We start from the raw sequence: 11,070 nt of genomic DNA on the forward strand, positions 1-11,070 counted from the left end.
ACCCCCGGTACCGCAACAAGAGGAGAGACTGTGCCCACTGTTCCCCCGGCCTCGACGCCCGCTCGGAGGACCGCGGTGGACGTAGCCGCGCTTCTGGAGCGCGGCCGGACCCTGGCCACCCCGGTCCTGCGTGCGGCCGTCGACCGCCTGGCGCCTCCGATGGACACCGTCGCCGCCTACCACTTCGGCTGGATCGACGCGGCCGGCAACCCGGCCGACGGCGACGGCGGCAAGGCCGTGCGCCCCGCCCTGGCCGTCCTCTCCGCCGAGGTCACCGGCGCCGCACCCGAGGTGGGCATCCCCGGGGCCGTCGCCGTCGAACTCGTCCACAACTTCTCGCTGTTGCACGACGACCTGATGGACGGCGACGAGCAGCGCCGGCACCGCGACACGGTCTGGAAGGTGCACGGCCCCGCCCAGGCCATCCTGGTCGGCGACGCCCTGTTCGCCCTCGCCAACGAGATCCTGCTGGAGCTCGGCACCGTCGAGGCCGGCCGCGCCACCCGCCGCCTGACCGCCGCCAGCCGCGCCCTGATCGACGGTCAGGCGCAGGACATCTCCTACGAGCACCGCGACCGCGTCAGCGTCGAGGAGTGCCTGGAGATGGAGGGCAACAAGACCGGCGCCCTGCTCGCCGCCTCCAGCTCCATCGGCGCGGTGCTCGGCGGCGCCGACGACCGCACCGCCGACACCCTGGAGAAGTACGGCTACCACCTGGGCCTGGCCTTCCAGGCCGTCGACGACCTGCTCGGCATCTGGGGCGACCCGGACTCCACCGGCAAGCAGACCTGGAGCGACCTGCGCCAGCGCAAGAAGTCCCTGCCGGTCGTGGCCGCGCTCGCCGCCGGCGGCTCCGCCTCCGAGCAGCTCGGCGAGATCCTCGCTGCCGACGCCAAGAGCAGCGACTTCGAGAACTTCTCCGAGGAGGAGTTCGCGGCCCGCGCCGTCCTCATCGAGGAGGCCGGCGGCCGCGAGTGGACGGCCGAGGAAGCACGCCGTCAGCACACCATCGCCATCGAAGCCCTCGACGCCGTCGACATGCCCGAACAGGTGCGGGCCGCCTTCACGGCACTCGCCGACTTCGTCGTCGTACGAAAGAGATGATCATTATCGGTCGAATAGCCCTCGCGTAGTCGCCGGCCGGTGTCGAGGGACGACGGACACCGGCCGACGGCGGACCCACAGCAGCACGACTCGCACGACTGCACTAAGGGGAAGCCATGACAGCGACGACCGACGGAAGCACCGGGGCGACCATCCCGCCCCGCGCTGCCGCGGCCAGCGAAACCGACATCGCCACCCCCGCGGCGGCCGGGGTACAAGAAGCCGCCGAACGCGCCGCACGGCGCGCCACCGACTTCCTGCTGGCACGGCAGGACGCCCAGGGCTGGTGGAAGGGCGACCTCGAGACGAACGTCACCATGGACGCCGAGGACCTGCTGCTCCGTCAGTTCCTGGGGATCCGTGACGAGGCGACGACACAGGCAGCCGCCCTGTTCATCCGCGGCGAGCAGCGCGCGGACGGCACCTGGGCCACGTTCTACGGAGGGCCCGGCGAACTGTCCACCACCGTAGAGGCGTACGTCGCCCTCCGTCTGGCCGGCGATGCGCCCGACGCCCCGCACATGGCGAAGGCCTCCGCCTGGATCCGCGAGCGAGGCGGGATCGCCGCCGCCCGGGTCTTCACCCGGATCTGGCTGGCCCTGTTCGGCTGGTGGAAGTGGGAGGACCTGCCCGAACTCCCGCCGGAGCTGATCTACTTCCCCAGCTGGATGCCGCTCAACATCTACGACTTCGGCTGCTGGGCCCGGCAGACCATCGTGCCGCTGACCATCGTCTCGGCCAAGCGCCCGGTCCGCCCGGCGCCCTTCCCGCTGGACGAGCTGCACACCGACCCGGCAGACCCCAACCCGGCCAAGCCGCTGGCCCCGGTGGCCAGTTGGGACGGCGCGTTCCAGCGCCTGGACAAGGCGCTGCACCAGCTGCGCAAGGTCGCGCCGCGCCGCCTGCGCAGGGCCGCGATGAACTCCGCCGCCCGCTGGATCATCGAGCGCCAGGAGAACGACGGCTGCTGGGGCGGCATCCAGCCTCCGGCCGTGTACTCGGTCATCGCCCTGCACCTGCTCGGCTACGACCTCCAGCACCCGGTGATGCGCGAGGGCCTCGCGTCGCTGGACCGTTTCGCCGTGTGGCGCGAGGACGGCGCCCGGATGATCGAGGCCTGCCAGTCCCCGGTGTGGGACACCTGCCTCGCCACCATCGCGCTCGTCGACGCCGGCCTGCCCGTCGACCACCCCCAACTGGTCAAGGCCGCCGACTGGATGCTCGGCGAGGAGATCGTCCGGCCCGGCGACTGGTCCGTGAAGCGACCCGGACTGCCGCCCGGCGGCTGGGCGTTCGAGTTCCACAACGACAACTACCCGGACATCGACGACACCGCCGAGGTCGCCCTCGCGCTGCGCCGGGTCAGGCACCACGACCCCGACCGGGTGGACGGGGCGATCGGACGCGCGGTGCGCTGGAACCTCGGGATGCAGTCGAGGAACGGCGCCTGGGGCGCCTTCGACGTCGACAACACCAGCCCGTTCCCGAACCGGCTGCCGTTCTGCGACTTCGGCGAGGTCATCGACCCGCCGTCCGCGGACGTCACCGCGCACGTGGTCGAGATGCTGGCCGCCGAGGGCCTCACCCACGACCCGCGTACCCGGCGCGGCATCCAGTGGCTGCTCGCCGCACAGGAGCCGGACGGCTCGTGGTTCGGGCGCTGGGGCGTCAACTACGTCTACGGCACCGGCTCGGTGGTGCCCGCGCTGACCGCGGCCGGGCTGCCCGGTTCGCACCCGGCGATCCGGCGGGCCGTGAGCTGGCTGGAGAGCGTCCAGAACGACGACGGCGGCTGGGGCGAGGACCTGCGCTCCTACAAGTACGTCAAGGAGTGGAGCGGCCGCGGCGCCTCCACCGCCTCGCAGACCGCCTGGGCGCTGATGGCCCTGCTCGCGGCGGGGGAGCAGGACTCCAAGGCCGTCGAGCGCGGTGTCCGGTGGCTGGCCGAGACCCAGCAGGAGGACGGGTCCTGGGACGAGCCGTACTTCACCGGCACCGGCTTCCCCTGGGACTTCTCCATCAACTACCACCTCTATCGGCAGGTCTTCCCGCTCACCGCGCTCGGCCGGTACCTGCACGGCGACCCGTTCGAGCGGCAACTGCTCGCCAAGACCGAGAAGTCGCTCTCCGAGGTCAAGAAGCCGCTCTCCGAGGCCAAGGGGAGCTGAATGAGCGCCCAGCCCGCCCCGGCCCCGCTGCTGATCGCCTGCGCGCTCGGCATCGAGCACCTCGCCCTGCGCACCGGTGATCTGAGCGGTGCGGGTGGGCCGTTCACCGTCGTCCGTACGGGCATGGGTCCCAGGGCGGCGGAACGCTCCGTCACCCGGCTCCTCGCGGACCCGGCGCTGGCCGACGCGGCCGTCCTGGCCACCGGTTTCTGCGCCGGGCTCGCACCCGGGATGCACCCCGGCGACCTGGTCGTCGCCGAGGAGACCCGGGACCCGCACGGGACCGTCCCGTGCGTGGGCACCGACCTGCTCGTCAAGGAACTCGTGCGCATCCTGCCCGGGCGCACCGTGCACACCGGGCCCGTCACCGGCTCCGACCATGTCGTGCGCGGCCATGAGCGGTCCGCCCTGCTCGCGACCGGCGCGATCGCGGTCGACATGGAGTCCGCGGCCACGCTCCTGAGCGCCGTCCGCGCCGGCGAGCGCCCGGTTGCGGCCGTACGGGTGGTCGTGGACGCTCCAGAACATGAACTCGTCCGGATCAGCACGGTGCGCGGTGGAATATCAGCCTTCCGCGTTCTTCGTACCGTCCTTCCTGCTTTTTTCGAATGGCACCGTTCTTTGTTGCTCCCCCGGAGGTGAGCCAGATGGCCATGCCGCTGCGTCAGTCCATCAAGGTCGCTACTTACCTGGCTGAACAGAAGATCCGCAGGCGGGACAAGTTTCCGCTCATCGTCGAGCTGGAACCGCTGTTCGCCTGCAACCTCAAGTGCGAGGGCTGCGGCAAGATCCAGCACCCGGCGGGTGTGCTCAAGCAGCGCATGCCGGTGGCCCAGGCCGTGGGCGCGGTGCTGGAGTCCGGTGCGCCGATGGTGTCCATCGCCGGCGGCGAGCCGCTGATGCACCCTCAGATCGACGAGATCGTACGTCAGTTGGTGGCCAGGCGGAAGTACGTCTTCCTGTGCACCAACGCCCTGCTGCTGCGCAAGAAGATGGACAAGTTCACGCCCTCGCCCTACTTCGCCTTCGCGGTGCACATCGACGGGCTGCGTGAGCGGCACGACGAGTCGGTTGCGAAGGAGGGCGTGTTCGACGAGGCGGTGGAGGCCATCAAGGAGGCCAAGCGGCGCGGCTTCCGGGTGACCACCAACTCGACCTTCTTCAACACCGACACCCCGCAGACCATCGTCGAGGTGCTCAACTTCCTCAATGACGACCTGCAGGTGGACGAGATGATGATCTCGCCCGCCTACGCCTACGAGAAGGCGCCCGACCAGGAGCACTTCCTCGGTGTCGAGCAGACCCGCGAGCTGTTCAAGAAGGCTTTCGCGGGCGGCAACCGCAGGCGCTGGCGGCTCAACCACTCCCCGCTCTTCCTGGACTTCCTGGAGGGCAAGGTCGACTTCCCGTGCACCGCGTGGGCGATCCCGAACTACTCGCTCTTCGGCTGGCAGCGCCCCTGCTACCTGATGAGCGACGGGTACGTGCCGACGTACCGCGAACTCGTCGAGGAGACCGACTGGGACAAGTACGGCCGCGGCAAGGACCCGCGCTGCGCCAACTGCATGGCGCACTGCGGCTACGAGCCCACCGCCGTCCTCGCCACCATGGGCTCCCTGAAGGAGTCGCTGCGGGCCATGCGCGAGACCGTCGCCGGAAACCGGGAGTGACGCCATGACCGCCGTCCCCTTGGGCGTTCCCGAGGTACCGGCCCGGCCGGTCGCACCGCGGCGCGTGTCGCGGCAGATCCGTGTCGGTCCGGTGGCGGTCGGGGGCGGAGCCCCGGTGTCGGTGCAGTCGATGACGACGACCCGTACGTCGGACATCGGCGCAACCCTGCAGCAGATAGCCGAACTCACCGCGTCCGGCTGCCAGATCGTCCGCGTCGCCTGCCCCACGCAGGACGACGCGGACGCTCTCGCGACCATCGCCAGGAAGTCGCAGATCCCGGTGATCGCGGACATCCACTTCCAGCCGAAGTACGTGTTCGCGGCGATCGAGGCGGGCTGCGCGGCGGTCCGGGTGAACCCGGGCAACATCAAGAAGTTCGACGACCAGGTGAAGGAGATCGCGCGGGCGGCGAGGGACCACGGCACGCCGATCCGGATCGGCGTCAACGCGGGCTCCCTGGACCGCCGCCTGCTCCAGAAGTACGGCAAGGCGACACCCGAGGCGCTCGTCGAAAGCGCGCTGTGGGAGGCGTCGCTCTTCGAGGAGCACGACTTCAGGGACATCAAGATCTCGGTCAAGCACAACGACCCGGTCGTGATGATCGAGGCCTACCGGCTGCTCGCCGAGAGCTGCGACTACCCGCTGCACCTGGGGGTCACCGAGGCCGGCCCGGCCTTCCAGGGCACGATCAAGTCTGCGGTGGCCTTCGGGGCGCTGCTGTCGCGGGGGATCGGCGACACCGTCCGGGTCTCGCTGAGCGCGCCGCCCGCCGAGGAGGTCAAGGTCGGCATCCAGATCCTGGAGTCCCTGGGGCTGCGGCAGCGGCGCCTGGAGATCGTCTCCTGTCCGTCCTGCGGGCGGGCCCAGGTCGACGTGTACAAGCTGGCCGACGAGGTCACGGCGGGGCTGGACGGCATGGAGGTGCCACTGCGGGTCGCGGTGATGGGGTGTGTCGTCAACGGTCCCGGCGAGGCCCGCGAGGCAGATCTCGGGGTTGCCTCGGGCAACGGCAAGGGCCAGATCTTCGTCAGGGGCGAGGTCGTCAAGACCGTCCCCGAGTCCAGGATCGTGGAGACCCTTATCGAGGAGGCCATGAAGCTCGCGGAACAGATGAAGTGAGTTGGGGTTAAGCACGGCACGGACCGAGAGGGGGCCCAGCGTGACGATTCTGGAGAGCATCAGGGGACCACGCGACCTGAAGGCGCTGTCCGAGGCGGAACTCGGTGAACTGTCCGAAGAAATCCGTGAGTTCCTGGTGCACGCGGTGGCGAGAACCGGCGGCCACCTGGGGCCCAACCTGGGGGTGGTGGAACTCTCCATCGCGCTCCACCGGGTCTTCGAGTCGCCGGTCGACCGCATCCTGTGGGACACCGGCCACCAGAGCTATGTCCACAAGCTGCTGACGGGGCGTCAGGATTTTTCGAAGCTGCGCGGCAAGGGCGGCCTGTCCGGCTATCCCTCGCGCGAGGAGTCCGAGCACGACGTCATCGAGAACAGCCACGCCTCGACCGCGCTCGGCTGGGCCGACGGCCTGGCCAAGGCCAACCAGGTGCAGGGGGAGAAGGGCCACGTGGTCGCGGTCATCGGCGACGGCGCGCTGACCGGCGGCATGGCCTGGGAGGCGCTGAACAACATCGCGGCCGCCAAGGACCGGCCGCTGATCATCGTCGTCAACGACAACGAGCGGTCGTACTCCCCGACCATCGGGGGCCTGGCCAACCACCTGGCCACCCTGCGCACCACCGACGGCTACGAGAAGGTCCTCGCCTGGGGCAAGGACGTGCTGCTGCGGACCCCGGTCGTCGGCCACACCGTCTACGAGTCCCTGCACGGCGCGAAGAAGGGCTTCAAGGACGCCTTCGCCCCGCAGGGCATGTTCGAGGACCTGGGCCTGAAGTACGTCGGTCCGATCGACGGGCACGACATCAAGGCCGTCGAGTCGGCGCTGCGCCGGGCCAAACGCTTCCACGGGCCCGTCCTGGTCCACTGCCTCACGGAGAAGGGCCGCGGCTACGAACCCGCCCTCGCCCACGAGGAGGACCACTTCCACACCGTCGGCGTGATGGACCCGCTCACCTGCGCACCGCTCGTGCCGTCCAACGGGCCCTCCTGGACCTCGGTGTTCGGCGACGAGATCGTCAGGATCGGTGAGGAGCGGGAGGACGTCGTGGCGATCACGGCGGCCATGCTGCACCCGGTGGGCCTCGGCAAGTTCGCCGAGCGCTTCCCGGACCGGGTGTGGGACGTGGGCATCGCCGAGCAGCACGCGGCCGTCTCCGCCGCCGGTCTCGCCACCGGCGGACTGCACCCGGTCGTCGCCGTCTACGCCACCTTCCTCAACCGCGCCTTCGACCAGCTGCTGATGGACGTCGCCCTGCACCGGTGCGGGGTGACCTTCGTGCTGGACCGGGCCGGCGTCACCGGCGTGGACGGGGCCTCGCACAACGGCATGTGGGACATGTCCGTGCTCCAGGTCGTCCCCGGCCTCAGGATCGCCGCGCCGCGCGACGCCGACCAGCTGCGCGCCCAGCTGCGCGAGGCCGTCGCCGTGGACGACGCGCCCACTCTGGTCCGCTTCCCGAAGGAGTCCGTCGGCCCGCGGATCCCGGCGATCGACCACGTCGGCGGCATGGACGTCCTGCACCGCGGCCAACCCGAGGTCCTGCTGGTGGCCGTCGGCGTGATGGCGCCGGTGTGCCTGCAGGCCGCCGAGCTGCTGGCGGCGCGGGGCATCGGCTGCACGGTGGTCGACCCCCGTTGGGTCAAGCCCGTCGACGCGGAGCTGCCGGGGCTGGCCGCCGCACACCGGCTGGTGGCCGTCGTGGAGGACAACAGCCGGGCCTCCGGGGTCGGTTCGGCCGTGGCGCTCGCCCTCGGCGACGCCGACGTGGACGTGCCGGTACGGCGGTTCGGCATCCCGGAGCAGTTCCTCGCGCACGCCAAGCGCAGCGAGGTGCTGGCCGACATCGGCCTGACGCCCGTCGAGATCGCCGGCCGGATCGGCGCGAGCCTGGCCGTCAGGGACCCGGGTCTCGCCGTCAAGGAGACGCGTCAGGCCGTCAAGAACGCGGGGGGCACAGTCAAGGAGAAAGCTGAATGACCAAGGAGTTCGACCTCGGCGCCCTCCTCGCCGACCGCGGAGCCGAGCGCTACGAGCTGCACGCGAAGTACCTGAACCCGCAGCTCCCGCGCATGCTGCACACCATCGGCTTCGACAAGGTCTACGAGCGCGCCGAGGGCGCCCACTTCTACGACGCGGACGGCAACGACTACCTGGACATGCTCGCCGGGTTCGGGGTGATGGGCCTCGGCCGCCACCACCCGGTCGTCCGCAAGGCGCTGCACGACGTCCTGGACCTCAACCTCGCCGACCTCACCCGCTTCGACTGCCAGCCGCTGCCCGGCCTGCTCGCGGAGCGGCTGCTCACCCACAGCCCGCACCTGGACCGGGTGTTCTTCGGCAACAGCGGCACCGAAGCGGTCGAGACCGCCCTGAAGTTCGCCCGGTACGCCACCGGCAGGCCGCGCGTCCTCTACTGCGACCACGCCTTCCACGGTCTGACCACCGGCTCCCTGTCGGTCAACGGCGAGGACGGCTTCCGCGACGGCTTCGCCCCGCTGCTGCCCGACACCGCCGTACCCCTCGGCGATCTCGACGCGCTCGCGCGGGAGCTGAAGAAGGGCGACGTGGCCGCACTGATCGTGGAGCCGATCCAGGGCAAGGGTGTCCACGAGGCCCCGCCCGGCTATCTGCGCGCCGCGCAGGACCTGCTGCACCGGCACAAGGCGCTGCTCATCGCCGACGAGGTGCAGACCGGCCTCGGCCGCACCGGCGACTTCTACGCCTACCAGCACGAGGAGGGCGTCGAACCGGATCTGGTGTGCGTGGCCAAGGCGCTGTCCGGCGGCTACGTCCCGGTCGGCGCGACCCTGGGCAAGGACTGGATCTTCAGGAAGGTCTACTCGTCCATGGACCGCGTCCTGGTCCACTCGGCGAGCTTCGGGTCCAACGCGCAGGCGATGGCGGCCGGCCTCGCCGTGCTGTCGGTGATGGAGGACGAGCAGATCGTCGCCGGGGTCCGCAGAACGGGCGATCGCCTGAAGTCCCGGCTCACCGCGCTGATCGACAAGTACGAGCTGCTCGCCGACGTCCGCGGCCGGGGCCTGATGATCGGCATCGAGTTCGGGAAGCCCGGCTCGCTGAAGCTGCGCAGCCGCTGGACCATGCTCCAGGCCGCGCGCAAGGGCCTGTTCGCGCAGATGGTGGTCGTACCGCTGCTGCAACGACACCGGATCCTCACCCAGGTCTCCGGCGACCACCTGGAGGTCATCAAGCTCATCCCGCCGCTGGTCGTGAACGAGGCCGATGCGGACCGGTTCGTGGACGCCTTCACGGCGGTGATGGATGACGCGCACAGCGGCGGCGGTCTGATGTGGGACTTCGGGAAGACCCTGGTCAAGCAGGCAGTGGCCAACCGCTGAAGCCGGCCTTTTGCCTCTGAGGCAAGTAATTTGCCGATGAGGCAAGGATCCGGCTGAATGGAGGCATGAACGCCTCAGAAGCCGCGCCACCGGCGGGCCACGGCGACGACCTGCCCGCCGTGGCGCCGCAGCTGCGCGCCCTGCGCCGGCGCAGCGGCCTCACCCTGGAGGCCGCGGCCCGGTCCGCCGGGCTCTCGGCTGCCCACCTGTCCCGGCTGGAGACCGGCCAGCGCCAGCCCTCGCTGCCGATGCTGCTCGCGCTCGCCCGTATCTACGGTACGACCGTCTCGGAGCTGCTCGGCGAGACCGTCGCCGACCGGGACGCCGTCGTGCGCGCCGCCGACATGGAGCCGACCCACGCGGGCGGCTGGACCTACTTCCAGGCCGGAGCCCCCGGTCGCGGCATGCAGGCGCTGCGCGTCCGGGTGCCGTACGGCACCCAGGGCGACATCGTGCGCGTCCATCCCGGCGAGGAGTGGCTCCATGTCCTCAAGGGGCGGCTCAGGCTGCGCCTGGGGGACACCGAGCACCTGCTGACGCCCGGCGACAGCGCGCACTTCGACTCGCTCACCCCGCACCGCCTCGCCGCCGAGGACCACGACGGCGTGGAGCTGCTGTTCGTCCACACCCTGCTGCAGAGCCCCACGGCCACGCTGTGCCTGGGCCCCCTCACTGGAGAGCTGCCATGAGCAACTTCGAGGAAAAGTTCCCCCGCTCGCTGTGGATCCGGCTGATCATCTACATCGCCGTCGGCCACCTGTTCGCCGCTTTCCTCTATCTGTTGTTCGCGGTGGGCGCCAAGGGCTGACCGCGCCCTCAGTCCAGCAGCCGCTCCCGCAGCCGCTCCCGGGTCTCGGGGGCGAGCCCCAGGCCCTGCGTGAAGTAGGCGTCGGTGCCGCCCCACGTCTCCTCGATGCTCGCGAAGGCCGCCTCGAGATACTCGGCGCGGGCGTCGAAGAGCGGGCTGAGAAGCTCCATCACCTCGGGCGTGTACGCGGTGTCCGGGCTGCCGTTGCGACGGACCTTGTAGCGCCGGTGCTTGGCGTTGGACTCCAGGTAGTCGGCGATGACGGCGTCGCGCTCCACGCCCACGGCCAGGAGCGTGACGGCTATGGAGATGCCCGCGCGGTCCTTGCCCGCCGCGCAGTGCATCAGCGCGGGCACGCTGTCCTCGGCGATCGCGTGCAGCACCCGGGAGTGCTCGGCGGTGCGCTCCTTGACGATCCTCCGGTACGAGGCGACCATCCGGGCCGCCGCCTTGCCGTCCGCGAGGATGCCGCGCAGCTGCTCGATGTTGCCGTCGCGGACCATCTTCCAGAACTCGGCGCCGTCCGCCGGGTCGCTCAGCGGCAGGTTCACGTTCCGCACGCCGGGCAGCTCGACGTCCGGGCCCTCCAGCTTCTGGTCGGCCGCGTTGCGGAAGTCGAAGATCGTGTGCAGGCCCAGGGACGCGAGGAAGGCCGCGTCCTCCTCGGTGGCGTGCGCGAGGTGGCCGCTGCGGAACAGCGCCCCGGGGCGCACCCGCCGTCCGTCCACGGTCGGCAGTCCGCCCACATCGCGGAAATTGCGCACTCCGGCCAGCTCGGGCTCGGTCGAGGGGACCTGCTGCGTCACGGGGGCTCCTCACGGTCGGCCCCGCCGGCGC

Annotated in this window: 10 protein-coding genes; 9 read left to right on the forward strand and 1 reads right to left on the reverse strand. The window is 70.7% G+C overall.

The annotated features are described in order from the left end of the window. Positions 1–30: 30 nt before the first annotated feature. The 9 genes from ACFYZZ_RS34440 (at position 31) to ACFYZZ_RS34480 (ending at position 10,233) form a co-directional block, all read left to right on the forward strand. Positions 31–1,104 (forward strand): polyprenyl synthetase family protein, encoded by a 1,074-nt coding sequence (locus tag ACFYZZ_RS34440; RefSeq protein ID WP_389184578.1) that lies wholly within the window; start codon positions 31–33, stop codon positions 1,102–1,104. A gap of 116 nt (positions 1,105–1,220) precedes the next feature. Then, positions 1,221–3,272, forward strand: coding sequence for a squalene--hopene cyclase (gene shc, locus ACFYZZ_RS34445; protein ID WP_389184581.1), 2,052 nt, complete (start codon positions 1,221–1,223; stop codon positions 3,270–3,272). Next, a complete protein-coding gene (locus ACFYZZ_RS34450; protein ID WP_389184584.1) occupies positions 3,273–3,914 on the forward strand; it encodes a 1-hydroxy-2-methyl-2-butenyl 4-diphosphate reductase in 642 nt (213 codons plus the stop codon). Between the two features lie 5 nt (positions 3,915–3,919). Continuing rightward, entirely contained in the window at positions 3,920–4,942 is a 1,023-nt protein-coding gene (gene hpnH / locus ACFYZZ_RS34455) for an adenosyl-hopene transferase HpnH (protein WP_389184586.1), read from the forward strand. 4 nt (positions 4,943–4,946) lie between these two features. After that, the gene (gene ispG, locus ACFYZZ_RS34460; RefSeq protein ID WP_389184588.1) at positions 4,947–6,062 is read left to right on the forward strand and encodes a flavodoxin-dependent (E)-4-hydroxy-3-methylbut-2-enyl-diphosphate synthase; all 1,116 of its coding nucleotides are present in this window, start codon (positions 4,947–4,949) and stop codon (positions 6,060–6,062) included. 40 nt (positions 6,063–6,102) lie between these two features. Further along, on the forward strand, positions 6,103–8,043 hold the full coding sequence (gene dxs / locus ACFYZZ_RS34465) for a 1-deoxy-D-xylulose-5-phosphate synthase (RefSeq protein ID WP_389184591.1): 1,941 nt from the start codon (positions 6,103–6,105) through the stop codon (positions 8,041–8,043). Then, complete coding sequence (locus ACFYZZ_RS34470; RefSeq protein WP_389184593.1) at positions 8,040–9,425, forward strand: aspartate aminotransferase family protein; 1,386 nt, start codon at positions 8,040–8,042, stop codon at positions 9,423–9,425. Before dxs ends, ACFYZZ_RS34470 begins: the two co-directional genes overlap by 4 nt. A 65-nt stretch (positions 9,426–9,490) precedes the next feature. Beyond that, positions 9,491–10,114 carry a helix-turn-helix domain-containing protein gene (locus ACFYZZ_RS34475; protein ID WP_389184596.1) on the forward strand — a complete coding sequence of 208 codons (624 nt, stop codon included), beginning with the start codon at positions 9,491–9,493 and terminating at the stop codon, positions 10,112–10,114. Continuing rightward, positions 10,111–10,233, forward strand: a complete 123-nt coding sequence (locus ACFYZZ_RS34480; RefSeq protein ID WP_386577815.1) for a DUF6126 family protein — start codon at positions 10,111–10,113, stop codon at positions 10,231–10,233. The genes ACFYZZ_RS34475 and ACFYZZ_RS34480 overlap by 4 nt, the downstream gene beginning before the upstream one ends. An 8-nt stretch (positions 10,234–10,241) precedes the next feature. Here the strand turns inward: ACFYZZ_RS34480 and ACFYZZ_RS34485 are convergent, their stop codons facing one another. Then, positions 10,242–11,039: a tyrosine-protein phosphatase gene (locus ACFYZZ_RS34485; RefSeq protein WP_389184599.1), complete on the reverse strand. Its 798-nt coding sequence runs from the start codon at positions 11,037–11,039 to the stop codon at positions 10,242–10,244. Positions 11,040–11,070 lie beyond the last annotated feature (31 nt).

This window comes from Streptomyces sp. NPDC001816, from assembly GCF_042892235.1.
In the GTDB taxonomy this organism is placed as follows: domain Bacteria; phylum Actinomycetota; class Actinomycetes; order Streptomycetales; family Streptomycetaceae; genus Streptomyces.

Coding starts and splice junctions, on each gene's coding strand:
- ispG (WP_389184588.1), top strand. CDS start 4,947: ATGACCGCCGTCCCCTTGGGCGTTCCCGAGGTACCGGCCCGGCCGGTC.
- hpnH (WP_389184586.1), top strand. CDS start 3,920: ATGGCCATGCCGCTGCGTCAGTCCATCAAGGTCGCTACTTACCTGGCT.
- ACFYZZ_RS34470 (WP_389184593.1), top strand. CDS start 8,040: ATGACCAAGGAGTTCGACCTCGGCGCCCTCCTCGCCGACCGCGGAGCC.
- ACFYZZ_RS34480 (WP_386577815.1), top strand. CDS start 10,111: ATGAGCAACTTCGAGGAAAAGTTCCCCCGCTCGCTGTGGATCCGGCTG.
- ACFYZZ_RS34475 (WP_389184596.1), top strand. CDS start 9,491: ATGAACGCCTCAGAAGCCGCGCCACCGGCGGGCCACGGCGACGACCTG.
- shc (WP_389184581.1), top strand. CDS start 1,221: ATGACAGCGACGACCGACGGAAGCACCGGGGCGACCATCCCGCCCCGC.
- ACFYZZ_RS34450 (WP_389184584.1), top strand. CDS start 3,273: ATGAGCGCCCAGCCCGCCCCGGCCCCGCTGCTGATCGCCTGCGCGCTC.